Origin of the sequence: Pseudonocardia sp. EV170527-09 (assembly GCF_008369905.1) — a bacterium.
In the GTDB taxonomy this organism is placed as follows: Bacteria; Actinomycetota; Actinomycetes; order Mycobacteriales; family Pseudonocardiaceae; genus Pseudonocardia.
Genome location: NZ_VRMC01000011.1, coordinates 65657 through 88478 on the forward strand (window position 1 = coordinate 65657; position 22822 = coordinate 88478).

The 22822-nt window shown below is 74.6% G+C and carries 25 protein-coding genes and 2 pseudogenes; 10 read left to right on the forward strand and 17 right to left on the reverse strand.

Annotated elements, in window-relative coordinates; all coding sequences use genetic code 11:
- Positions 1-76: 76 nt before the first annotated feature.
- The gene (locus tag FVA95_RS05255) at positions 77-916 is read right to left on the reverse strand and encodes a DUF3097 domain-containing protein (RefSeq protein WP_193564301.1); all 840 of its coding nucleotides are present in this window, start codon (positions 914-916) and stop codon (positions 77-79) included.
- Positions 917-1061: 145 nt separating this feature from the next.
- Here FVA95_RS05255 and FVA95_RS05260 point away from each other — a divergent pair, with 145 nt between their 5' ends.
- On the forward strand, positions 1062-1856 hold the full coding sequence (locus tag FVA95_RS05260) for a hypothetical protein (RefSeq protein ID WP_149663189.1): 795 nt from the start codon (positions 1062-1064) through the stop codon (positions 1854-1856).
- A gap of 54 nt (positions 1857-1910) precedes the next feature.
- Here the strand turns inward: FVA95_RS05260 and FVA95_RS30730 are convergent, their stop codons facing one another.
- Positions 1911-2087, reverse strand: coding sequence for a hypothetical protein (locus FVA95_RS30730; RefSeq protein WP_161992202.1), 177 nt, complete (start codon positions 2085-2087; stop codon positions 1911-1913).
- Between the two features lie 78 nt (positions 2088-2165).
- On the opposite strand from FVA95_RS30730, the gene FVA95_RS05265 reads away from it, so the two are divergent.
- Positions 2166-2516, forward strand: coding sequence for a hypothetical protein (locus FVA95_RS05265; protein ID WP_149663190.1), 351 nt, complete (start codon positions 2166-2168; stop codon positions 2514-2516).
- Between the two features lie 38 nt (positions 2517-2554).
- Here FVA95_RS05265 and FVA95_RS05270 read toward each other — a convergent pair whose 3' ends face one another.
- Together FVA95_RS05270 and FVA95_RS05275 are read right to left on the reverse strand one after the other, a co-directional pair.
- Positions 2555-3088, reverse strand: a complete 534-nt coding sequence (locus FVA95_RS05270) for a hypothetical protein (RefSeq protein WP_149663191.1) — start codon at positions 3086-3088, stop codon at positions 2555-2557.
- A 433-nt stretch (positions 3089-3521) separates the two neighbouring features.
- Positions 3522-4223, reverse strand: coding sequence for a type 1 glutamine amidotransferase domain-containing protein (locus FVA95_RS05275; RefSeq protein WP_149663192.1), 702 nt, complete (start codon positions 4221-4223; stop codon positions 3522-3524).
- A 178-nt stretch (positions 4224-4401) separates the two neighbouring features.
- Here FVA95_RS05275 and FVA95_RS33640 point away from each other — a divergent pair, with 178 nt between their 5' ends.
- On the forward strand, positions 4402-5280 hold the full coding sequence (locus FVA95_RS33640; RefSeq protein WP_149663193.1) for a helix-turn-helix transcriptional regulator: 879 nt from the start codon (positions 4402-4404) through the stop codon (positions 5278-5280).
- A gap of 81 nt (positions 5281-5361) precedes the next feature.
- Here the strand turns inward: FVA95_RS33640 and FVA95_RS05285 are convergent, their stop codons facing one another.
- From FVA95_RS05285 to FVA95_RS05300, 4 genes are all read right to left on the reverse strand, one after another.
- Entirely contained in the window at positions 5362-6429 is a 1068-nt protein-coding gene (locus FVA95_RS05285) for a response regulator receiver protein (RefSeq protein ID WP_240051284.1), read from the reverse strand.
- Between the two features lie 143 nt (positions 6430-6572).
- Positions 6573-7880 (reverse strand): nitrate/sulfonate/bicarbonate ABC transporter ATP-binding protein, encoded by a 1308-nt coding sequence (locus tag FVA95_RS05290; RefSeq protein ID WP_149663194.1) that lies wholly within the window; start codon positions 7878-7880, stop codon positions 6573-6575.
- A 33-nt stretch (positions 7881-7913) separates the two neighbouring features.
- A complete protein-coding gene (locus tag FVA95_RS05295; protein WP_240051285.1) occupies positions 7914-9647 on the reverse strand; it encodes an ABC transporter permease subunit in 1734 nt (577 codons plus the stop codon).
- 31 nt (positions 9648-9678) lie between these two features.
- Positions 9679-10410, reverse strand: coding sequence for an MgtC/SapB family protein (locus tag FVA95_RS05300; protein ID WP_043281833.1), 732 nt, complete (start codon positions 10408-10410; stop codon positions 9679-9681).
- 359 nt (positions 10411-10769) lie between these two features.
- Here FVA95_RS05300 and FVA95_RS05305 point away from each other — a divergent pair, with 359 nt between their 5' ends.
- From FVA95_RS05305 to pip, 4 genes are read left to right on the forward strand one after another with little or no spacing between them, the layout of a single operon-like run.
- Positions 10770-11105: a metalloregulator ArsR/SmtB family transcription factor gene (locus FVA95_RS05305; RefSeq protein ID WP_240051286.1), complete on the forward strand. Its 336-nt coding sequence runs from the start codon at positions 10770-10772 to the stop codon at positions 11103-11105.
- Positions 11106-11135: 30 nt separating this feature from the next.
- Entirely contained in the window at positions 11136-11813 is a 678-nt protein-coding gene (locus FVA95_RS05310; protein WP_240051287.1) for a trans-aconitate 2-methyltransferase, read from the forward strand.
- A gap of 4 nt (positions 11814-11817) precedes the next feature.
- A complete protein-coding gene (locus FVA95_RS05315; protein ID WP_149663195.1) occupies positions 11818-12816 on the forward strand; it encodes a site-specific integrase in 999 nt (332 codons plus the stop codon).
- Positions 12817-12818: 2 nt separating this feature from the next.
- A complete protein-coding gene (gene pip / locus FVA95_RS05320) occupies positions 12819-13781 on the forward strand; it encodes a prolyl aminopeptidase (RefSeq protein ID WP_205015763.1) in 963 nt (320 codons plus the stop codon).
- 219 nt (positions 13782-14000) lie between these two features.
- Here pip and FVA95_RS05325 read toward each other — a convergent pair whose 3' ends face one another.
- The 8 genes from FVA95_RS05325 to FVA95_RS05360 form a co-directional block, all read right to left on the reverse strand.
- Positions 14001-15059, reverse strand: a complete 1059-nt coding sequence (locus tag FVA95_RS05325) for a ferrochelatase (RefSeq protein ID WP_149663196.1) — start codon at positions 15057-15059, stop codon at positions 14001-14003.
- A gap of 43 nt (positions 15060-15102) precedes the next feature.
- The gene (gene fabI / locus FVA95_RS05330) at positions 15103-15879 is read right to left on the reverse strand and encodes an enoyl-ACP reductase FabI (RefSeq protein ID WP_149663197.1); all 777 of its coding nucleotides are present in this window, start codon (positions 15877-15879) and stop codon (positions 15103-15105) included.
- Between the two features lie 70 nt (positions 15880-15949).
- Positions 15950-16660 (reverse strand): 3-oxoacyl-ACP reductase FabG, encoded by a 711-nt coding sequence (gene fabG, locus FVA95_RS05335; RefSeq protein WP_149663198.1) that lies wholly within the window; start codon positions 16658-16660, stop codon positions 15950-15952.
- 52 nt (positions 16661-16712) lie between these two features.
- Positions 16713-17702 carry a VWA domain-containing protein gene (locus FVA95_RS05340; RefSeq protein ID WP_149663199.1) on the reverse strand — a complete coding sequence of 330 codons (990 nt, stop codon included), beginning with the start codon at positions 17700-17702 and terminating at the stop codon, positions 16713-16715.
- Positions 17699-18697 carry a DUF58 domain-containing protein gene (locus FVA95_RS05345; protein WP_240051288.1) on the reverse strand — a complete coding sequence of 333 codons (999 nt, stop codon included), beginning with the start codon at positions 18695-18697 and terminating at the stop codon, positions 17699-17701. Before FVA95_RS05345 ends, FVA95_RS05340 begins: the two co-directional genes overlap by 4 nt.
- Positions 18694-19770, reverse strand: a complete 1077-nt coding sequence (locus tag FVA95_RS05350; protein WP_075306204.1) for a MoxR family ATPase — start codon at positions 19768-19770, stop codon at positions 18694-18696. Before FVA95_RS05350 ends, FVA95_RS05345 begins: the two co-directional genes overlap by 4 nt.
- Positions 19767-20060 (reverse strand): hypothetical protein, encoded by a 294-nt coding sequence (locus FVA95_RS05355; RefSeq protein ID WP_149663201.1) that lies wholly within the window; start codon positions 20058-20060, stop codon positions 19767-19769. The genes FVA95_RS05350 and FVA95_RS05355 overlap by 4 nt, the downstream gene beginning before the upstream one ends.
- Positions 20061-20100: 40 nt before the next feature.
- Positions 20101-20853, reverse strand: coding sequence for a sulfite exporter TauE/SafE family protein (locus FVA95_RS05360; protein WP_149663202.1), 753 nt, complete (start codon positions 20851-20853; stop codon positions 20101-20103).
- A 106-nt stretch (positions 20854-20959) separates the two neighbouring features.
- Here FVA95_RS05360 and FVA95_RS05365 point away from each other — a divergent pair, with 106 nt between their 5' ends.
- Entirely contained in the window at positions 20960-21616 is a 657-nt protein-coding gene (locus FVA95_RS05365; protein ID WP_161992203.1) for a TetR/AcrR family transcriptional regulator, read from the forward strand.
- Here FVA95_RS05365 and FVA95_RS05370 read toward each other — a convergent pair.
- Positions 21617-21925 (reverse strand): annotated as a pseudogene (locus FVA95_RS05370) (AAA family ATPase); the annotation flags it as partial.
- 154 nt (positions 21926-22079) lie between these two features.
- On the opposite strand from FVA95_RS05370, the pseudogene FVA95_RS05375 reads away from it, so the two are divergent.
- Together FVA95_RS05375 and FVA95_RS05380 are read left to right on the forward strand one after the other, a co-directional pair.
- Positions 22080-22268: pseudogene (locus FVA95_RS05375) on the forward strand (leucine zipper domain-containing protein); the annotation flags it as partial.
- Positions 22269-22420: 152 nt separating this feature from the next.
- Positions 22421-22822: hypothetical protein (locus FVA95_RS05380; protein WP_370460830.1), on the forward strand; the 402-nt coding region annotated here is incomplete at its 3' end.

The window sequence follows — 22822 nt, forward strand, 5'->3', positions numbered from 1 at the left end:
CGTTTCGTCGGGATGCTCCGCACTGCTTGGCCCGATCGTTACCGGTCGGTGCCGGAGTTCGACCCCGGTGTCGGGGTCAGGCCCCCTCGGCGGTGACGAAGTCGATGAGCCGCTCGACCGCGCCGATCATCGGGGTCTCCAGGTCGCGGTAGCTGCGGACCGCGCCGAGCACCCGCCGGGCACCGTCGGCGGGCTCGCCCCACCGCAGCGCCGCGCAGACCCCGGTCTTCCAGTCGGTGCCGCGCGGGATCACCGGCCACTCGCGGATCCCGACGACCGAGGGCTTCACCGCCTGCCAGACGTCGACGTAGGGGTGGCCGGTCACCAGCACGTTGTGCTGGGCGGCGGGGGTGGCACGGTAGGCCTCGCGGGCCTGCCGGGTCTCCTTGGTGCCCTCGACGAGGTGGTCGACGAGGATGCCCAGGCGCCGGTGCGGTCCGGGGTCGAAGTCGCGGACGGCCGCGGCCAGGTCGTCGACGCCGTGCAGCGGCTCGACGACGGCACCCTCGACGCGCAGGTCGTGGCCCCACACCTGTTCGACGAGCGCGGCGTCGTGCAGCCCCTCGACCCAGATCCGGGCGGCCCGCGCGGTGCGGGCCTTCAGGTTCGCGACGTGCACCGACCCGGAGGCGGACAGCGTGCGACCGGCGGGGGCGGCCTGCGGCCGGACCAGCGTCGCGGGACGGCCCTCGTGGAGGAACCCGGCGGGACGCAGCGGGAAGATGCGCCGGCCGCCGAAGCGGTCCTCCAGCGTCACCTCCGAGCCGGTGACGGTCACGACGGCACCGCAGAACCCGCTGGCCGGGTCCTCGACGACCAGGCCCGGCTCGGCGGCGACCTCGGCCACCCGGCTCTCCCGCGGCGCACGGGTGCCCGCGGTGTCGAAGATTCCCCGGTAGTCGTGGGTCCGGCTCATGGTGAGCCAGTATCGGTCGACGTCGGTCGGTGACCGGTGCACGACACGCCCACACTCCGGTGGTCACGCTCAGCGTGAAGTTCGTAGCGCTGCGTCACCCACGTGCCGGGTGTGCGACGCGGGAGGGGCCGTTAGCCTGACCGCCGTGTCCTGTGCCTCCACGACCTTCGCCGTGTGGGCCTCGGCCTGGCTGGCCGGGTCCGCCGCACCCGACGACGTCCTCGACGCGCTTGCGCCGTGGTCGGAGGCGCACGACGTGCTCGCCGCCGACGACGTCACCGCCGCCACGACCGGCCTGCCCGGCCCCGGGGCGGCGCCGACGTCGACGGCGATGCTGCTCGCCGCCGTCCGCCGGGCCGCCCCGCGCGGACAGGCCCGTCTGGTGCTGCCCGCCCCGGGGGACGTGCGCGGCCTGCCCGGACCTGGCCCGTTCTCCGACGCCGCGATCACCGCGGGCGAGGGCGTGCTGTTCCCCGACGCCGGGTTCGGCGTCGTACCGTCGCCGATCGCCGACGGGGTGGTCCGCTGGACCGTGCACTCGGTCACCGACGCCGACCCGGTCCCGGAGTACGTCGCGCTGAACGAGGCCGAGCGGGAGCTGCGCGGCCAGGTGCGGGCCGCCGCCGCGGCGTTGACCGACCTGGGGGTGGCCCGTCACCGGCCGGGCGTGCGCGAGGAGATCGAGGCCTGGCTGCGCCGGCGCCCGCAGGCGCTGTGGCCCGGCGGGATGCCCCCGCAGGCGTTGCGGGTGCTGCAGCAGGCCGACGAGGTCGACGCGATCCTGTCCGCCGCGTCCGGCGACGAGCCCGGCGGCGCGCTGTCGGCGTCGGCGGCGGTTGCCCGGTCCGACGCGCTGCGCCCGATCGCCACCGCGGTCCGGGTGGCGCGCCGCGCCGCCGTCGCCGAGGCCGTCCGGGTCCTGGTGTCGGTCCCCCGCTGATGCCCGGCTGATCTCCCGCCGATCTCAGCTGATCTCAGCTGATCTCAGCTGATCTCACGGCGCCGGGTGCTGCCGGAGCAGGGACTCCAGCAGCGCCGCGCTGGCGCGGGCCGACCACGACGGCCTCGCCGTCACCGTGCACGCCACCGGGCACGGCCTGCGCCGCCCGTGCGACGGCGGCCTGCTGATCGACACCGCGGCGCTGGCGGAGGTGGTCGTCGGGTCGCGCACCCGCACCGTCCGCGCGGGCGCCGCGCAACCTGGGGCGACGTCGCCGTCGCCCCGCTGGACCCGCGCGCGTCGTCGCGGGTGTACGCCGAGCCCGAGGTCCCGCACGCCTACCTCGGCGACGACGTGCTGGTCGGCGGCCTCGACCCTGACGGCCTCGACCGGGTCGTTTCCCGCACCGGGCCGATGGTCGTGACCGGGATCCGGCACCTGGGCGGCGCCGCCGGGCGGGCCCCGGCCGTCGCCGACACCGTCCGCGGCCGCGACGCCGCCTACTGCGTGAACGTCCTCGCCCCGTTCGACGACGACGTCCCCGCCGCGTGTGCCTGGTCCGGGGTCGACCACCTCCTCGACGGGTTCTCGCCCTGCGCGACCGCCGAGGGGTCGCTCCCGTCGTTCCGGTACGGGCCGCCCCGCCCGGGCACCACCTGAGTCCGTGCCGGACCGGCCGGGGTCGGCCGTGTGCGAGGTCAGCCGTGCGCGAGCAGCTTGACCACGATGACCAGCGCGCCCAGCCCGACCAGTGCGACGACCAGCAGCACCCGTCGCCACCACGACAGCGGGGTCCGCCGGGCCGCGAGCACCGCGAACAGGGCCAGCACGAGCACCGTCACCCCGGTCGCGAGCTCCAGCGCGGTGGTGAGCTCCAGCAGCCCGACCGCGGCGGCGACGAGCAGCACGACGGGCGCGGCGGAGGCCTGCAGGATCTGCCCCGAGCTGCGCAGCGCGGCGACGAGCTCGCGGCCGCGGGGGCCGTGACCGTGCACGGTGAGGTGGGCGACGACGTCGGAGAGCAGGCTCGCCGCCCACAGGGCGCCCGCGGCCACGACGACGTCCACGATCGCGGACCCGGCCGAGGATCCCTCGCCGCCGTGGCCGAGGAGGACCAGCAGGGTCGAGAGGCAGGACAGGGTGCCGTAGAGCCGCTCCCGCAGCACCGTCACCACGACCGGGGCGGGGACCTCACCGTCGGGGCGACGGCGGGAGGGAATACGGGAGGTCATGACGCCGAGCGTGCCAGGCCGCGTCGACGACGGGTCACCACGGCCACGTGCAGCCCCGGCGGCGCCACCGGCCCCGGGCACGGTGCCTCCCGCGACGGAGCCTGCCCAGCATCCATCTCATGTGGACCCCGTGACCGTGGTCGGCATCGACGGTGACACCTCCTACCCCGAGGAGAACTTACAGTCACGCGTGACCGTTGGAAGGTCCGGACGGCGTAATCGCGGCCTGCCCCACCGACGGATGAGCACTGCGATCACACGATGCACGCCGGCGCCGGCCTGACGATCGCCCCCCCGGTGAGCACGCCCACTCCACACCGACCGACGCCGACGTCGGCTCCTTCGACGACGGCGACGGCTCGGCCCACCGCGCCCACCAGGTCGGCCGGGAGCTCGCCCGGGAGACCCTCCTCCTCGGCCGGACCGGCAACACCTAGCCGCGGGCACGCAGGGCGTCGTTGACGTGCTGGGCCATCGGCGCGCTGGACGCCGGGTTCTGACCGGTGACCAGGTTGCCGTCGACGACGGTGAACGCCTCGTACGCCGGCCCGCTCTCGTGGGCCGCACCGCGCTCGCGCAGCCGGCTCGCCAGCAGCCACGGAGCGCCCTCCGCCGTGCCGAACATCTGCTCCTCCTCGTCGGTGAAGGCGGCCATCCGGCGCCCGGCGAACAGCCAGCCGCCGTCCGGGCCGGTGGCGCTCAGCAGACCCGCGGGGCCGTGGCACACCGCGCCGACGATCCGGCCGTCGGCATCGGCCCGCTCCAGCTGCGCACCCAGGTCGGCGTCCTCGTGCAGGTCGACGACCGGTCCGTGGCCGCCGGGGAGCACGATCGCGTCGTAGCGCTCCGGGTCGACCTCGGCCAGCACCAGCGGCGCCCCGAACTCCCGCAGGGCGGTCTCCGCGACCTCGACGTAACGCGCGCAGTCGGGACCGGCGACCTCGGGGTCGGCGCTGTGCTGGTCCAGGGGCTGCAGAACGCCGCCGGGGGAGGCGAACTCGACGGTGTGCCCGGCGCCGACGAACGTCTCGTACGGCGCCGCCAGCTCCTCGGCCCAGTAGCCCGTCGGGTAGGAGGTGCCGTCCGTGCGCTCCCAGGTGTCGGCGGCGGACATGACGATCAGGATCCGGCTCATGGTGGTTCTCCCTCGATGGTCGACCGTGGTGCGCTCCCGGCGATCGGAGCGTGTCCCCAGCCTTGCGGCGGCACGGGCGCCGCGGGCGTCGATACCGGGCCCTGCCCGACCGCGGACTCCGCTGACCAGGACGCACAGGGCCAGGTGGGACGGACCGGATGGGGCGATACTGGCCGGCATGGCCGGGAACAACCGCGAGCTCGCCGACTTCCTGCGCCGCGCCCGCGGTCAGTGCGACCCGGCGCGCGCGGGCCTGCCCGCCGACGGGCGCGTCCGCCGAGTGCCGGGGCTGCGCCGGGAGGAGGTGGCGCTGCTCGCCGGGGTGTCCTCGGACTACTACGCCCGGCTGGAGCAGGGACGCCGGATCCTCCCGTCGCCGTCGGTGGTCGAGGCCATCGGCCGGGCCCTGGAGCTGGACGCTGCGGGACGGGCCCACCTGAGCGACCTGATCGGGATCGGCCCGGCCTCGCCGCAGCCCCGGGCCCGGGCGGTGCAGCGGGTGCGGCCCGGGCTGCGACAGCTGCTCGACGCCCTCGACGAGCCGGCGCTGCTGCTGGGCCGCCGGATGGACGTGCTGGCCGCGAACCGGATGGCCGCGGCGCTGTTCGTCGACTTCGAGCGGTTCCCCGGCCCCGAGCGCAACTACGCCCGGTGGATCGTGCTCGACGCCGACGCGCGGTCGCTGTTCGAGGACTGGGCGGTCCAGGCCCGCGCCGCGGTCGAGACCCTGCGGCTGGAGGCAGGCCGCGACCCCGGGGACCGGGCGACCGTCGAGCTCGTGGCCGAGCTGCGCCGGGAGAGCCCCGATGTCGATCGCTGGTGGGGGGAGCACCGCGTCTACCAGCGGACCCACGGGACCAAGCGGCTGCGTCACCCGGTCGTCGGGCACCTGAGCGTGGAGTACGAGACCCTCACCCCGCCCGGTGATCCGGACACCACGCTGTTCCTCTATTCGACCGCGGCCGGGTCACCGTCGCGCGAGGCGATGGACGTCCTGGCCAGCTGGGCCCTGTCCGAGCGGACGACCGGTGATCGGGCGGCTCAGGACGGCTCCTGACGCCGGACGTTCGCGATCTCGACGGTCGGGGCACGCCGGCGCGCGAGCCGCGTCGCCCCGAGGCCGGCCCCGCCCGGTGTGTCAGTCCTTGAGGGCTGCGGCCAGGGCGGCGAGGTCGTCGGGGTGCATCCGGGACACAGGAGCGGGTCCCACGGTCGCGGTCCGCAGCCGTTCGAGCTCGGCGGCGTGGCCGTCGCGCTCGGCGCGGACGCGTTCGATCCGGTCGGAGAGCTCCCGGATCTCCGCACGCGCCGCGTCGTGCTCCTCACGCAGCCCGTCGGCGACGGCACGGGCCTCGGCCAGCGCGTCCTGCTGCCCGGCGAGACGGCTGCGCTGCTCGGCGACGGTCTCGGCCAGCCCGGCCCGCTCGCCGGCCACCGAGGCGAGCTCGGCGCGCAGCGCCGCCAGCTCCCCGGCCACGCGGTCGCGGTCGCGGGCCAGGTCGTCCGCGCGGGCGAGGGCGGTGTCGCGTTCGTGCTCCGCGGTCCGGGCCGCGAGCACCGCGGTCTCCCGGCCCCGGCCGGCGGACGCGGTGGCCTCCCGCTCCGCACGGGCGTCGGCGACGGCGGCGTCGCGCGCAACGACGGCGGCGTCCCGGGCGGCGACGGCGTCGGCGGCCTGCTGGCGCGCGGCACCGAGGGCCTCGGTCGCCGCGAGGGCGGTGGCGGCGGCCTCCTCGGCCCGGGCCACCGCCTCGGCCCGCTCCTGCCGGGCGTCGGTGGCGGCCCGGTCCGCGTCACGGGCCCGGCGCTCGGCCGCCTCCCGGGCGGTCTCGGCCTGCTGACGGGCCGCGTCGGACTCCGTGGCGGCAGCGCGGGCGGCCTCGGTGGCGGCCAGGGCGTCGCGCTCGATCTCGTCGAGCCGGTCCAGCACGGCGGTCAGTGCCCCGGACAGCTCGGCGACCGGTCCGGCAAGGGCACCGACGTGCTCACGGAGCCGGTCCGCGTCGAGCGCGAACGCCCCGGTCCCGGTGTCGAGGCCGAGGGCGCCGAGGGCCTCTCGCTCGGCGCGCGCCATCTGCGCGCAGGTTCGCCCCTGCTCCCACCGGGTGTCCCGGCAGAACGACCGCGGACGGCCGCCCTGCGGCCCGGGCGGGGGCAGCTCCGCCCGGCATCGGCTGTATCCGCACCGCACCACCGTGTCCACCATGCACTCCAGGCTACCGGTTCGTGTTTCTGAAACTTAGAACCAGTTCGTAGTTAGTTACTACTAACTGAGGATAACACTGGATAATGCAGGGAATCCCGGGTGACTGGACAGGGGCCGCCCGGGAGAGCGGGCGGCCCGGCGGGTCAGGGGGCCGGGTCGAGGGTGAGCAGACCGGTGTCGGTGTCGAAGTCGAACAGCTCGCCGTAGCGGCCCCAGTCGATCGCGGTGTCGATCTGGCGGCGGGCGTCCTCGGCGGAGAACCCCCGCTGCAGCAGGTCCAGGAAGAACCCGACCCGCAGCGATCCGTCCGCCGCGGCGGACAGCGCCCGGTGCACGGTGCGCACCAGCGGGGCCCGCGTCACCGCCTGCGCGGCGAAGATCCGCTTGCTCTCCTGGATGTCGGCAGTGGTGAACGCCCGCCCGGTGCCGGTCAGATGCAGGTCCGCACCGGACACCTCCAGCAGGTCGAGCATCGCGGCCGCGTCGACCAGCGGCAGCAGGTCGTCGACCTCGAAGCTCAGCCCGGCGGCGAGCTCGGGCAGGTCCGCCCGGCCGCCACCGGAGTGCACCAGCTCCACCAGGCCCGCCAGCCCGCCCACCGAGGCGGCGGGCAGCGGCCGCGCGGTCGGGGTCACCTCGCCGGTACCGGCCCCGACGACGTCGGACCCGCGACCGGTCAACAGGTCGTAGAGCCGGTCGACCAGCGCGGTGAACGCCGGCGTCGCGCGGTCCCGCGGCCGCGTCAGGTCGACCGCGACCTCCGCCCGGATGCGCCCCGGGTTGGCCTCCAGGACGACGACCCGGTCGGCCAGCAGAACCGCCTCCTCGATGTTGTGCGTGACGATGCAGACCGACCGGGTCGGGAAGCGCCGTCCGGTCCACAGGCTCATCAGCTCGGTGCGCAGGTTCTCCGCGGTGAGCACGTCCAGGGCGGAGAACGGCTCGTCCATCAGCAGCAGGTCGGGTTCCAGCACCAGCGCCCGGGCGAACCCGACCCGCTGGCGCATGCCGCCCGAGAGCTCCCGCGGGTAGGCGGACTCGAAGCCGTCGAGTCCGATCAGGTCGATCGCGGCCAGGGCGCGCTCGCGGCGCTCGGCCGCCGCGACGCCCCGGGCGGCGAGCCCCAGCTCGACGTTGTCCTGCACGGTCAGCCACGGCATCAGTGCGAAGGACTGGAACACCATCGCGGCACCGGGGTTGGCGCCGTCGAGCTCGCGGCCCCGGTACCGCACCGAGCCCGACGTCGGCGCGATCAGCCCGGCGATGGTGCGCAGCAGGGTCGACTTGCCCGAACCCGACCGGCCGAGCAACGCGACGATCTCCCCCTCGCGCAGCTCCAGGGCGATGTCCTGCAGGACCCGCAGCTCCTCCCCCGTGCTGCCGGGGAAGCTCGTGCTGACCCCGTCGAGCGTGATCAGGGCGTCGGAACGGGTGGCGGTCGTGGACGACACGGGATGCCTCCTGGTGATCGGTGGGGCAGCGGGTCAGAGGGCGAAGCGGCGCTCGGCCAGGGCCTGGAGGGGGCGCCAGAACAGGCGGTTGACCCCGACGACGTAGAGGCTCATGACGACGACGCCGATCAGGATCCGGGGCCCGTCGCCGGCAGCGGTGGCCTGAGCGATGTACGCGCCGAGCCCGGTGGCGGTGAGCGTGACCGGTCCGTAGGTCACGACCTCGGCGACGATCGAGGCGTTCCAGGCACCACCCGCCGCGGTGATCCCGCCGGTGACGTAGCCGGGGAACACCGCGGGCAGCGCCAGCCGACGCCACCACAGCGAACGCGGCAGCCCGAGGTCGGCCGCGGCCTCGCGCAGGTCGTGCGGGATCGCCGACGCCGCGGCGATCACGTTGAACAGGATGTACCACTGCGCACCCAGGCTCATCAGCACGATCCCGCCCCAGTCCAGGCTCACCCCGGTCGCCAGGAACACCCCGGTGACCAGCGGGAACAGGAAGTTCGCCGGGAACGAGGCCAGTACCTGCACCACCGGCTGCGCGAGCCGGGACACCCGTGGGTTCATCCCGATCCACACCCCGACCGGCACCCACACCACCGTCGCGACGGCGACGAGCAGCACCACCCGGCCGAACGTGACCAGCCCCAGCAGCAGGGCGTGCCCGATCTCGCCGAACCCGACCGTCGCCGCGACGTAGCCGGCCATCCGGACCAGGGCGTAGGCGAGCACGGCCGCCACCGCCGCTCCCAGCACGACGTCACCGGCCCGCCGGCGCACGGCCGACACCCGCAGCGGGTGCTCGGCGCGGCCGAACACGGCCATGACCCGGTCGAGTGGCCCGACCAGCCGCCCCGCGACCCGGCCGACCGCTCGCGGGACACGGGAGCGGCGCAGCAGGTCCAGCACCACGCTGCGGGGTGCCTCGGCGGGCGCGGAGTCGCCGATCCGGAACCGCTCCGCCCAGGCCGTGAGCGGCCGCCAGAACAGCACGTTCACCCCGACGACCATGACCACCATGACGACGACGGCGAGCAGCACCCGGCCCGGGTCGGCGTCGGCCGTCGCGGTGGCGACGTAGGCACCGATGCCGGGCAGCACGTAGGAGTGGCCGTCGACGGTCAGCGCCTCCGAGGCGACCAGGAAGAACCAGCCGCCGCCGAAGCTCATCATGCCGTTCCAGACCAGCGGGATCATCCCGCCGGGCACGTCGACCCGCCAGAACCGCTGCCACTTCGACAGCCGCAGCAGCCGTGCCGCCTCGTCCAGCTCACGGGGCTGGGACACCAGCGACCGGTGGAAGGCGAACGCCATGTTCCAGGCCTGCGAGGTGAAGATCGCAAAGATCGACGCGCACTCCAGGCCCAGCTCCGAGCCGGGGAACAGGGCGAGGAAGCCGGTGACCGTGATCGACAGGAACCCCAGGATCGGCACCGACTGCAGGATGTCGAGCGCTGGCAGGAGCACCGCCTCCGCGCGCGGCAGCCGGGCCGCGGCGGTGGCGTAGACGAAGGTGAACAGCACCGACAGCACGAGCGCGGCGAACATCCGCAGCAGCGAGCGGGCGGCGTAGTAGGGCAGCTCGGCCGGGTCGGTCGAGAGCCGTGACGGGGCGGTGGCCGGGTCGAACGGGACGTCGATCCCGTGCGAGACCCGCACCAGCGCGTACAGCAGGGCGGCGGCCCCGGCCAGCACGGCGACATCGACGAGGCCCTGCCGCGGCCGGGCCAGTGCCTCCCGGGAGGGGAACACCCGCAGCACCACGACGGTCTCCTTTCTCCGCCTGCGGGCGGGGTCAGCGCGCGGCGCCGGTGTCCCGGGCCGGGGTCCGCACGTCCCACCGGACACTGGTGACCGAGGGCTCCAGCGACAGCCGGCTGACCGCCGACTCCATCTGGGTGTCGTCACGGTGGTCGGCGGCCAGGTCGGCCCGGACCTCGACGTAGCCGTCGGTGTCGGTGTTGGCCGACCGGACCGAGGCGAGCCGGAAGTCGGTGCGCCCGAGTGCCTGGACCAGCAGCGCCCGGACGTGGGCCTCGGCGTCGTCGCGGGTGACGGCGTGGAAGCTGTAGACGGTCGGAGTCTCGTCGCCGGACTCCGGGCGGCGGTCGATGGCCCGCCCCAGCGGGCGCAGTGCCAGGTTCACCAGCACCACGACGCCGGTCCCCGCGGCGGCGACCGGGTAGAGCCCGGCCCCGGACAGTGCTCCGACGGCGGCGGAGCACCACAGGGTCGCCGCGGTGTTGAGCCCGCGGACGGTCATCCCGTCGCGCAGGATCACCCCGGCGCCGAGGAACCCGATGCCGGACACGATCTGGGCCGCCACCCGGGTGGGATCGGCGCTGCCGGTGTCGGACAGCCCACCGAAGCCGTGTGCGGACAGCAGGACGAACAGGGTCGCGCCGACGGCGACCAGCGCGTTGGTGCGCAGGCCGGCCATCCGCGCCCGGTACTGGCGCTCGAAGCCGATCACCGTGCCCAGGCCGACACCGGCCCCCAGGCGCAGCAGCATCTCGACGGTCGTCATCACGTACTCGCTCTCGTTGCTCAGGAGAGGTCCGCCGACCGCGGCCGGGCACGCGTCGGCGCCGGTCGGCGCAGCGCGCGACGACCGGTCCGCGCAGGGCGGCGGTGACGGAGGGAAGAGGTGGCGCAGGAACGGCCGATGGGGACGGCGGGCAGGACGAGGCCCACCCGGGTGCTCAGCCGCCGGCGCTCCGACGCGGCAGCCGGCCGTCCACGCGGCCGCACCTACTGTGCTCGTCGTCGGACATCCGGCTCACCTCCCACGTGGACTGTCGGCCACCAGTGAACCGTACCGAGCTGCAACGTTCAAACGGTTGTGAGAATGTTTGACGGTCGTCACCCCGTCGCGGAAGGAGACCGTTGACCTCCGATCCCCCGTCGCAGGACCTGTTGCACGACACCGCCTCCGTCTTCGGGATGCTCGCGGCCACCGTCCGGCTGCACATCATGTGGCTGCTGGCCGACGGCGAGCGCGACGTCGGCGCCCTCGCCGAGGAGCTCGGTCAGTCCGTCGCGACGGTCAGCCACCACCTGGGCAAGCTCAAGGCGGCCGGGTGGGTCCGCGTCCGCCGCCAGGGCCGCCACCGCCTCTACCTGGCCGACGACGACGGCGTGATCGACATCGTGCGCCGCGCCGTCGCGCACCAGCGGGCCCTGCGCCACACCCCGGCCGGTCGCCGGTCACGCGGCGCCTGAGTGTCGGTTCCCTGCCCTACGGTCGCCGGCGTGCCCACCGAACCGGTCCCGCGCCCCGCCGACCTGGACGCCGTCCGCGCGTCCTACGACCGCGTCGCCGACAACTACGTGGCGATGGTCGTCGACACCGGGATCGGGGACGTCCGCGCCCATCCCTGGCTGCGCGCCGCGATGGACGTGTTCGCCGACGCCGTCGCCGGCCGCGGGCCGGTCCTCGACGTCGGCTGCGGGCCGGGGCAGGTCACCGCCTACCTGGTGGAGCGCGGGGTGGACGCCTCGGGCGTGGACCTGTCCCCCGCAATGGTCGCCCATGCCGGTCGCCTGCACCCGCACTGCTCGTTCGCGGTCGGTTCGGCCACCGAGCTCGACGTGCCCGACGGCTCGCTCGCCGGTGTGCTCGGGTGGTGGTCGCTGTTCAACCTGCCCCGCGACGTCCTGCCGCACGTCCTGGCCTCCTTCGCCCGGGCGTTGGCCCCGGGTGGACGACTGATCCTGGCCACCCACGCCGGCGACGGCGACCTCGTCCGCACCGAGGGCTACGGCGGCGTCCCGGTCACCTGGACCACGCACCTGTGGCGGCCCGAGCGGCTCCGCGCGCTCGTCGAGGACACCGGGCTGCGCACCGAGGCCGAGCTCCGGTTCCCCGCCGAGGGGGCGAGCGGGTCGGGCGTGGTGCTCGTGGCCGCCGCGCCGCAACCGGCAGGATGACCCCGTGACCGCCCCCGTGCCCGACCGCACCACGGTCCCCGGTGCCGAGCTGCTCGCACCGCAGGTCGACCTGCCGCTGACGCCGGAGGAGGCCGCCTACGTCGCGGCCGCCCGCTCCCCGAACACCCGCCGCGGCTACGCCTCGGACTGGCGTGAGTTCAGCGGCTGGTGCGCCCGGAACGGCCACGCGCCGCTGCCCGCCGCCCCCGAGGCGCTGTCCGGCTACATCACCGAGCTCGCCGGGGCCGGGGCCAAGGTCGGGACCATCAGCCGTCGGCTGTCCTCGATCCGCTTCGTCCACGTCATGCGCGACCTGCCCGACCCCACCGACGCCCGCCGCGTCACCGCCGTGTGGGAGGGCATCCGCCGTACCCACGGCGCGCCGCCGGTCCGGGCCCGCGCCCTCATGCCGCCCGATCTCGACGACGTCGTCGCCGCCTGCGGGTCCGGGACCGACCTCGCCGGCCTGCGCGACCGGGCCCTGCTGCTGGTCGGGTTCTTCTCCGCGCTGCGCCGCTCCGAGCTGGCCGGACTCACCGTCGCCGAGGTCGCCGAGCACCCCCGCGGCCGCGTCCTGTCGATCCCCCGGTCCAAGACCAACCCGTACGGCACCGAGCCCGAGCTCGTGGTCCTCCCGCACGCGCACCGGGCCGCGCGCTGCCCGGTCACCGCGCTGCGGACCTGGCTCGAGGCCGCCGGGATCACCGAGGGCCCGGTGCTGCGCAAGGTCACCCGCGGCAACCGGGTCACCGACCGTCCGCTGCACCCGGAGTCGGTCAACGAGATCGTCCAGCGTGCGGTCGCCCGCGCCGGCATCGGCCCCGGCCCCTGGTCGGCGCACTCCCTGCGCGCGGGCCACGTCACCTACGCCCACCAGCGAGGCGCCTCCGACCGGGCCATCGCCCACCAGACCCGGCACCGCTCCCTGGCCACCGTCGGCACCTACATCCGTGTCGACAACGCCTGGGAGGACAACTCCGCCGCCCTGCTGGCAGGGTTGTAGCGGTGCCTCTCCACCCACCGATCGAGCCCTACGACACCGGCGTCCTCACCACCGACGACGGCCAGGCGCTGTACTGGGAGACCTGCGGCAACCCCGACGGACGCCCGGTGCTGTACGTGCACGGCGGCCCCGGCTCGGGCTGCTCGGCGGGGGCACGCCGGTACTTCGACCCCGAGCGGTACCGGATCGTGCTGTTCGACCAGCGCGGATGCGGCCGCAGCAGGCCGCTCGCGTCCGACCCCGACGTCGACCTGGAACGCACCCAGACCACCCAGCTGCTGCTCGACGACATCGAGCGGCTGCGCGAGCTGCTGGCGATCCCCTCCTGGGTCGTGAAGGGCGGTTCCTGGGGCAGCACCCTCGCGCTGGCCTACGCCCAGGCCCACCCGCAGCGGGTCGAGGCGCTCCTGCTCGCCGCCGTCGCGACGACGACCGAGCGGGAGGTCCGCTGGATCACCGAGGACATGCGCCGGATCTTCCCCGCCGAATGGGACCGCTTCGCCGAGGCCGTGCCCGCCCCGCTGCGCGGCACCCGCCTCGTCGACGCCTACGCGACCCTGCTCGCCGACCCCGACCCGGCCGTCCGCGAGCACGCCGCCCGCGAGTGGTGCCGCTGGGAGGACGTCCACGTCTCCCTCGCCCCGGGACACCGGCCGAGCAGCCGCTACGAGGACCCGGCGTTCCGGCTCGTGTTCGCCCGGCTGGTCACGCACTACTGGCGGCACGCCGCATTCCTCCCCGACGGCGCCCTGCTCGACGGGGCGACCCGGCTCACCGGCATCCCCGGGAGCCTGGTCCACGGCCGGTACGACGTCAGCGGGCCCCCGGACATCCCCTGGGACCTGCACCGGCGCTGGCCCGGCAGCGAGCTGCGGATCATCGACGACGCCGGGCACGGTGGCGCCGGAGCGTTCACCGACGCCGTCGTCGACGCCCTCGACCGGGCCGCCGACCTGCCCCGCTGACCCGGGCCCGACGACACCGCAGGTCGCACGGAGGTCCCGCGGCCCCGGGCTCCCCGGCCGGCGCCGGCTCTTCCGGCTCGTGGCGGTGTGGTTGTCGTCGTTTCGGCGACGATCAGCTGGCGTCAATGAATCATTGTCATCAGAGGTCGGGGCACGATCCGACGGCCGGCGAGGAGACCGCGCGGTGCGATGCGGTGTGGCGGGATGCGGCGACGCTGATCAGCCCGATCGGGCGGGCCGCCGCTGCGGCACGCAGCAGTCGACCGCGCAGGGTGCCCCGTTGCGGGTGCACCCCGCCGACGGCCCGGTGCCCAGGCGCCGGGCGGGCGCGTCGTCGGTGTGCTCCCGCACGAGCTCGACCACCATGTCGGCGAACCGCGGGTCCGGCCCGGCGGTGGCGGCGCGGGCGAACCCCATGCCGTGCTCGGCGGCGCGCTCGGCCGCCTCGTTGTCGAGGTCCCACACGACCTCGACGTGGTCGGACACGAACCCGACCGGCGCGACGACGACCGCGGGCACACCCTTGGCGTGCAGGTCGTCGATGTGGTCGACGATGTCGGGCTCCAACCACGGCACCTGCGGCGGACCCGAGCGGGACTGCCAGACGACATCGAACTCGTCGACGCCCAGCTCGGCGGCGACCAGCGCGGCGGCCTCGGCGACCTGCCGGGAGTAGCGGTGCCCGCCGTCGGCCGGGGTTCCGGCGGCCGCGTCGGCCGAGGTGGGGATGGAGTGCGCCGTGAACACCAGCCGCGCCGCCTCGCGCCGGTCCTCGGGCAGCTGCGCCCACGCCGACCGGACGGCGTCGGCGTTGGCGCGCACGAAGTCCGGGTGGTCGTAGAAGTGGCGCAGCTTGACCAGATCGGGCGCCGCGTCGCCGGCGGCGTCGCGGGCCCGGGCGATGTCCTCGTGGTACTGGCGGCAGGCGGAGTAGCCGCCGTAGGCGCTGGTCGCGAACACCAGTGCCCGCTCGACGCCGGCCTCGGCCATCTCGCGCACGGTGTCCTCGGCGAAGGGCCGCCAGTTGCGGTTGCCGAAGTACACCGGCAGCTCGGTGCGCGCGGCGATCGACGCGATCAGCTCGCGGTTGCGGGCGTTGATCGGCGAGACCCCGCCGAAGTGCTGGTAGTGCTCCTCGACGGCGTCGAGGCGCTCCGGCGGGACCCCGCGGCCCCGGGTCACGTTCTCCAGGAACGGGCGGACCTCGTCGGGGGCCTCGGGGCCGCCGAAGCTGAGCACCAGGATGGCATCGGGGTCGGGGCAGGACTGTTCGGGCACGGACCCGATTATCGACGCCTTCCCGCGGGCGCGCTCCCCGGCCTCACACGCCGACGGCGTGCACCCCGCCGTCGGCCATGATCATCGATCCGGTGGTGGTCGGCATCCAGTCCGACAGTGCAGCGCACACGGTCTTGGCGACCGGCACCGGGTCGTTCATGTCCCAGCCGAGCGGGGCGCGCTTGTCCCACACGTCCTCGAACGCGGCGAAGCCCGGGATCGACTTGGCGGCCATCGTCCTCACCGGGCCGGCGGCGACCAGGTTGACCCGGATGCCGTCGCGGCCCAGGTCACGGGCCAGGTAGCGGGTGACCGACTCCAGCGCGGACTTCGCGACGCCCATCCAGTCGTAGGCGGGCCAGGCCTGACGGTTGTCGAAGTCCATGCCGACGATCGAGCTGCCCGGACCGAGCAGCGGCTTGCACGCCATCGCCAGCGACTTCAGCGAGAACGCCGACACCTGGATCGTGGTGGCGACGTCCTCCCACTGCGCGTTCAGGAACGCACCCTCCCCCAGCGCACCCGCCGGGGCGAACCCGATCGAGTGCAGCACGCCGTCGAGGCGGGGCTCCTCGCCCAGGTGCGGAGTGATCCGCTCGACGAGCGAGTCCAGCTGCTCCTGGTTCGACACGTCCAGCTCGACGACCGGGGCGGGCTTCGGCAGCCGCATCGCGATCCGCTCGACCAGCCGCATCCGGCCGAAGCCGGTGAGCACGACCTCGGCGCCCTGCTCCTGGGCGATCTTGGCGGAGTGGAAGGCCAGCGAGGCATCGGTGATCACACCGGTGATCAGCAGCCGCTTGCCGTCGAGCAGTCCCATGACGTCCTTTCGAGAGTTCTGCGGGGCCCGGACCCGGGGCCCGGTGTCGGTGTTCGCGCGCGAGCGCCGATCAGTGCCCCATGCCCAGACCGCCGTCGACCGGGACGACCGCCCCGGTGACGTAGCCGGCGCCGGGCGAGGCGAGGAAGGCGACGACCGAGGCGATCTCGCCGGCGTCGGCGTAGCGGGAGAGCGGGATGGTCCCGAGGATCTCCTCGCGCCGCTTCTCGGGCAGCGCGCGGGTCATGTCGGTGTCGACGAACCCGGGAGCGACGACGTTCGCGGTGATGCCACGGCTGCCGAGCTCGCGGGCGACCGAGCGGGCGAGGCCGACGAGCCCGGACTTCGAGGCGGCGTAGTTGACCTGCCCGGCCGACCCGGAGAGGCCCACGACCGACGACACGAAGATCATCCGGCCCTTCTTGGCCTTCAGCATCCCGCGCGAGGCCCGCTTCGCGACCCGGTAGGCGGCGGTGAGGTTGGCGTCGACGACCCGGGTGAAGGACTCCTCGGACATCCGCATGAGCAGGCCGTCGTCGGTGATGCCGGCGTTGGACACCAGCACCTCGACCGGTCCGTGCGCGGCCTCGACCTCGGTGAACGCGGCGTCGACGGACTCTGCGTCGGTGACGTCGCAGTGCACCGGCAACAGCCCGTCGGGGATGTCGTCCTTCCCCGAGCGGTAGGTCACCGCCACCTGGTCGCCCTCGCCCGCGAACGCCTGCGCGATCGCCAGGCCGATGCCGCGGTTTCCTCCGGTCACGAGCACGCTGCGTCCCACGGGGGGTGAACCTAACGCACTACCGGTCGGTACCCGCGAGCGGAGATCACCCTCACGGCAGCCGCCTGCCGAGCAGGATGCCCGCACCGAGCCCGCCGATCAGCAGGACGAACCCGCCGATCATCCACGGCCTGCTCGCGTCGACCTCGCGCTCCTCGTAGCCGAGCTCCTCGGACAGGTCGGAGTAGACCGCGCGCAGCTCGGACTCGGTCGCGGCGGTGAAGAACCGGCCACCGGCGAGCTGCGCGATGCGCTCCATCGAGGCGTCGTCGACGGGGACGGGGGTGCGCCCGCCGTCGAGCTCGATCGTGCCGTAGCTGGTGCCGAAGGAGATCGTGGACACCGGGATGCCGCGGTTCTTCGCCTCGGCGGCCGCGGTGAACGAGCCGCGCGGCTCGTTCTCCCCGTCCGGCCCCGGCACGGTCTGGGTGCCGTCGGAGAGCAGCACGATCCGCGCCGGGGGCGGCACCCCCGCCGCGTCCGGGCCGCCCTGCAGCGACCGGGAGAACGTGTCGATCGACTGCATCGCCGTGAAGATCGCCTCACCGGTCGCGGTGGACTCGGCGAGCTGCAGGTTGTCGACGCCGTTCTTCACCGCGCTGCGGTCGGTCGTGGGCGAGACGAGCACCGCCGCCGTCCCGGCGAAGGACACCAGCCCGAGGTTGACGCCCGGGGTCAGCTGGTCGGCGAACTGCTTGGCCGCGGCCTGCGCTGCGGCGAGCCGGGTCGGCGCGACGTCGGTGGCCTTCATCGACAACGACACGTCGATCACCAGCATCACCGTGGCCCGGTTCCGCGGCACCTTCGCCATCGCCTGTGGCCCGGCGAGCGCCACGGTGAGCACCGCCAGCGCCGCGATCAACGCGATCGCGGGAAGGTGCCGCCACCGGCCCGGCCGGTTCGGGGCGACCGACTCCAGCAGCTCCAGGTTGGTGAACCGCACGACGTCGCGACGGCGCCGGCGCAGCAGCCACACGTAGGCGACCGCCAGCGCGGCGACGACGAGCAGCCCGAGCAGCCACCAGGGGGCGGTGAACGTCACGCGGGCCTCCGCGGGGCCGTTGTGCCGTCGTGCGGGGACGCCGTGCCGCTGCGCAGAGACCCGGTGCCGGTGCGCGGGGACGCTGCGCCGCTGCGCGGGGACGCGGTGTGCTTGCGGGCGACGGCGAACCGCACGATGTCGGCCACCCAGTCGGTGTCGGTGCGCAGGGTCAGGTGCCCGGCCCCGCAGCGGCGCAGCGCCGCGGCCACCCGGTCGCGGTGCTCGGAGGCGGCGGCGGCGAACTCGCGGCGCAGCAGCGGTGTGGTGTCGACCTCGCGCTGACGCCCGGTCTCGGGGTCGGCCAGCACGACGGTCCCGACATCGGGCAGCTCCAGCTCCCGCGGGTCGACGACCTCGATCGCGAGGAGCTCGTGGCGCGCCGAGAGCGCCCGCAGCGACCGCTCCCAGGTGGGCTCGCCGAGGAAGTCCGAGACCACCACGACCAGCCCGCGCCGGCGCGGGGGGCGGCGCAGCTCGTCGAGTGCGCGGGACAGGTCACCGCGGGTGCCCTCGGGCGCCGACGGCATCGTCGCGACCCGGCGGACCAGGCCACGGGCGTGCGCCAGGCCACCGCGGGCGGGCAGCCGCAGCGTCGACTCCCCGTTCGCCACGACGGCGCCGAGCCGGTTGCCGCCGCCGGTCGTCAGCTGGGCGACCGCGGTCAGCCCGGCCAGCGCCAGGTGCCGCTTGTCGGTGCGGGCGGTGCCGTAGTCGATGCTGCGCGACAGGTCCACCACCGCCCAGGTCTCCAGCTCGCGGTCGGCGACGGTCTCCCGCACGTGCGGCGCGGTGGTGCGGGCGGTGACCGACCAGTCCATCCGGCGGACGTCGTCACCGGGCTGGTAGGGCCGCGCGTCGCCGGGCTCGGTGCCCGGGCCGGGCAGCAGCCCGATGTGGTTGCCCTGGAGCAGGCCGTCCAGCCGGCGCCGGACGGTCAGCTCCAGGGTCCGCAGGGAGGCCTCGAGCCGGACGAGGTCGGCGGACCCCGCCGTCACGCCGGACCCTGGCCGGCACCCGGTGCGGGCGGCCACGCCGACGGCGCACCCTCGGGCGCTCCCCCGGGCCGGGCGCTGACCTGCGGCAACGGCACGGTCTGCAGGACCCGGGTGACGATGTGGTCGACCGGCACCTGATCGGCGATCGCGTCGTAGGACAGCACGAGGCGGTGCCGCAGCACGTCCGGGGCGACCTCCAGCACGTCCTGCGGCAGGACGTAGTCGCGGCCACGCACCAGGGCCAGCGCGCGGGCGGCGGACACGATGCCCAGCGACGCACGCGGCGAGGCCCCGTAGGCGATCCAGGACGCGACGTCGGACAGGCCGTGCTCGGACGGCAGCCGGGTCGCGACGACCAGCCGCACGACGTAGTCGACCAGGGCATGGTGCACGAACACGTCCGCCGCGGTGCGCTGCAGCCGGACCAGCTCGTCGGGGGTGAGGACCTGGGAGGCCACCGGTGGGGTGGACCCCATCCGGTAGATGATCTCCCGCTCCTCCTCGACCCCCGGGTACTCGATGATCAGCTTGAACAGGAAGCGGTCGCGTTGGGCCTCGGGCAGCGGGTAGACGCCCTCGTTCTCGATCGGGTTCTGGGTGGCGAGCACGAGGAACGGGTCGGGCATCGGGTGGTCGCGACCGGCGAGGGAGAGCTTGCGCTCGGCCATCACCTCGAGCATCGCCGACTGCACCTTCGCCGGGGCGCGGTTGATCTCGTCGGCCAGCACGAAGTTCGCGACGACCGGACCGAGCTCGACGTCGAACTCCTCGCGGCCCTGCCGGTAGATCCGGGTGCCGAGGATGTCGGCGGGCACCAGGTCGGGAGTGAACTGCAGCCGGGAGAAGCTCCCCCCGACGACCCGGGCGAAGGTCTCCACCGCGAGGGTCTTCGCGACGCCGGGGACGCCCTCCAGCAGCAGGTGCCCCTTCGCGAGCAGACCCACCAGCATCCGCTCGACGAGCCGGTCCTGGCCGACGATCACCCGCTTCACCTCGAGTACCGCACGCTCGAGCCGCTCGGCGTCGCGGGCGGGAGTGATCGGGTCCGGGCCGGTCGAGGCAGTCGTGCTCACCGTGCCATCCCACCGTGTCGGCCGTGTGGATCCGGTGAGGCGTGCCGCTCCCCGCCGACGAGCGGGCCGACCGCCGGGTCCTGCGCGGTGAACCGGAGCGTCATCGCCAGGTAGTCGCGCAGCGGCACGGTCCGCGGTGCCGCCCGGTGCCGGGTCCAGACCGCGTTCGCCCGGGCCGGGGTCAGGTCGTGGGCGTGCGCGACGACGGCCCGCGCCTCGGCCGGACCGATCTCGCGACCGGCCAGCGCGGCGAGGGCCGCGGCCAGCTCGGCGGCGCGGTCGTCGTCCACGGCCCCAGCAGAGCAGACACCCCCGACAGTTCCGGGCCGCTCACTCCACCAGCAGGAACACGATGGCCGCGACCCCGATCACGACGATCACGCTCCGCAGCACAGCGGGCGACAATCTGCGCCCGACCTTCGCGCCGAGCAGCCCGCCGACGATCGAGCTGACCGCGATGATCCCGACGACCCTCCAGTCGACCGGCGCGACGACGGCGTAGATGGCCCCCGCGACGATGTTCACGACCGAGGCCAGGGTGTTCTTGAAGGCGTTCAGCCGCTGCAGCGGGTCCGTGAGGAGCAGCCCCATCACCCCGACCAGCATGATCCCCTGCGCGGCGGTGAAGTAGCCGCCGTAGACGCCCACCAGGAACACCAGCAGGTAGAGCACCGGCGAGCCGGACCGGTCGGGACGCGGCCGGTCCCGCAGCCGGCGGGCCAGCAGCGGCTGCACGGCGACCAGCAGCACCGAGGTGCCGACCAGGACCGGCACGATCGTCTCGAACGCGTCCGGCGGCAGCGACAGCAGCAGCGCCGCACCGACCACGGCCCCCAGGAACGACGCGACGCCGTACTTCGCCAGGCGGCGGCCGTGCCCGGCCCACTCCCTGCGATAGCCGACGGCGCCGGTGACCGACCCCGTGATCAGGCCGATGGCGTTCGACGTCGTCGCCGTCACCGGCGGGAAACCGAGCGCCACCAGCACCGGGAAGGTCACCAGCGTCCCGGACCCGACGACGGTGTTGATCAACCCCGCCCAGACTCCGGCCAGCGCGATGACCCCGACCTCCCACCACTGCATCGGGCCACCCTACGAACCGCACGGCAGACGACCCTCCGTCGCATCTGCGTAGGGCTTACGCCCAGTGCGTAGCCAGTTCTACGACATGCGTGGCATGATCCACCCCGTGACCGTCGACGACCCCCGCTGGGCGGCTCCCCCGGCCCCGGCGCGCCGGACACTGGACCGCGGGTCCGTCGTCGCCACGGCACTGCGCCTCGCCGACACCGACGGCCTGGCCGCGGTGTCGATGCCGCGGCTGGCCCGGGAGCTGGGGTCGGCGCCGATGTCGCTGTACCGGCACGTGCCCGGCAAGGACGCGCTGGTCGACCTCGTCCTGGACGCCGCGCTGGGCGAGCCGCCGGACCTGGCGGGCTGCGGGCTGCGGCTGGGGTGCGAGATCTGGGCGTCCGCGCTGCGCGAGGTGCTCGACGAGCACCCGTGGGCCGTCGGGCTGCTCGCCGGTCCCCGCGCCACCGGCCCGGCCGAGTGCGCGTGGGCGGAGGCGCTGCTCGCGCACGTCGTCGGGGCGGGGCATCCGCTGCACGCGGCCGTGGAGGTGCTGCACCTGCTGCACGGCTACGTGCGGGGGGCGGCGGCCCTGGCCGGGGACCGCCTGCCCACCCTCGACGACGTCCGTCGCTCCGGCCGGTCCGAGCAGTTGCCGGTGCTGTCCCAGCTGCTCGGCGGCGCGGTGGTGCGTGGGCCCGGTGGCGGCGAGCCGCTGTTCGAGTCCGGGCTGCGTCGCACCCTCGACGTCGTCGAGGCCGGGCTCCGGCCCTGATCAGCCGGCCGTACCGAGCTCGAGCCGCGGCCAGTCGGCCAGGTCGCGCAGCAGCTGCCGGTCGTGGGTGGCGACGACGACGGCCGCCGAGGTGTCCCGCACCATCGCGGTGAGCTCGTCCACCAGCCGCGCCGACAGGTGGTTGGTCGGCTCGTCGAGCAGCAGCGTCGTCGGGCGCGCCGCGAGGGTCACGGCCAGGTCGAGCCGGCGTCGCTGCCCCTCCGACAGCCGTCCGACCGGGGTCCGCAACGCCGCCGCGTCGAGCAGGCCGTGAGCGCCGCCGCCGGCCTGCTCCAGCACGGCGCGCGCGGGCCACCGCGGGTCGAGCACCGCGGTCTCCTGCCCTAGCTGTGATGTCCAGGGAGGTTGTCCCGTCCGGGGGCGGTGAGTCTGGCTGACAGACGAAGGCCTCCGGTTGTGAAGTGGAGCTGTCTAGGAACCGCTTCACCCACCGGAGGCCTTCGTGTCCCACGCTAACGCCGCTCTGACCCCGCGCGCCCGGCTGCGGCTCGCTCAACTCGTCGTCGAGCACGGCTGGACCCACACCGCGGCCGCGACAATGTTCATGGTCTCCGCGCGGACCGCCAAGAAGTGGTCCGACCGCTACCGGGCCGAGGGGCCGGCGGGGATGGCCGACCGCAGCTCACGGCCGAGGTCCTTGTCCGCGTACGGGCTCTGATGTCGCTGTAGGTACGAGCTGGTTTGTCGTTGGTCCGGCGCGTCGGACCGAAGATCAGCTCAGGGAGGGACGACCCTCCGGGCTCTGTCAACCACCAAGCAGACGAGCCCGGAGGGTGGTCGCCCGTGATCCTGCCTGTGGAGGCATGGATGGATATCAGGAGGTTCGCCCCGCTGCGCGCGGCCGGGGCGACGTGGAAGGAAATCGCAGCTCAAGCTGGGTGCGACTGGCGCACCGCCCGTAAGTACCTCTCCGCTGGTGCGCCGGCGTCGCCGCCTCGGGCGCCGTCGCGGGCCGGGACGGTGCCGCGGCTGGTCGATCCGTTCACCGACGTGATCGACGCCTGGTTGGCCGTGGATCCGCGGTTGCGGGCCTCGGTGATCCACGAGCGTCTGGTCGCCGAGTACGGGTTCACTGGTCACTATCAGCGGATCAAGGTCTATGTCGCCGAGGCTAGACACCGCCTCGAGCTCGAGTCCGATGCCCAGGGCCGCCCACCGGGTCTGCACCGCCGTTTCGAGGTGGTC

Coding starts and splice junctions, on each gene's coding strand:
- FVA95_RS05255 (WP_193564301.1), bottom strand. CDS start 916: ATGAGCCGGACCCACGACTACCGGGGAATCTTCGACACCGCGGGCACC.
- FVA95_RS05270 (WP_149663191.1), bottom strand. CDS start 3,088: ATGACCTCCCGTATTCCCTCCCGCCGTCGCCCCGACGGTGAGGTCCCC.
- FVA95_RS05275 (WP_149663192.1), bottom strand. CDS start 4,223: ATGAGCCGGATCCTGATCGTCATGTCCGCCGCCGACACCTGGGAGCGC.
- FVA95_RS33640 (WP_149663193.1), top strand. CDS start 4,402: ATGGCCGGGAACAACCGCGAGCTCGCCGACTTCCTGCGCCGCGCCCGC.
- FVA95_RS05285 (WP_240051284.1), bottom strand. CDS start 6,429: ATGGTGGACACGGTGGTGCGGTGCGGATACAGCCGATGCCGGGCGGAG.
- FVA95_RS05300 (WP_043281833.1), bottom strand. CDS start 10,410: ATGACGACCGTCGAGATGCTGCTGCGCCTGGGGGCCGGTGTCGGCCTG.
- fabI (WP_149663197.1), bottom strand. CDS start 15,879: ATGGGACTGCTCGACGGCAAGCGGCTGCTGATCACCGGTGTGATCACC.
- FVA95_RS05360 (WP_149663202.1), bottom strand. CDS start 20,853: ATGCAGTGGTGGGAGGTCGGGGTCATCGCGCTGGCCGGAGTCTGGGCG.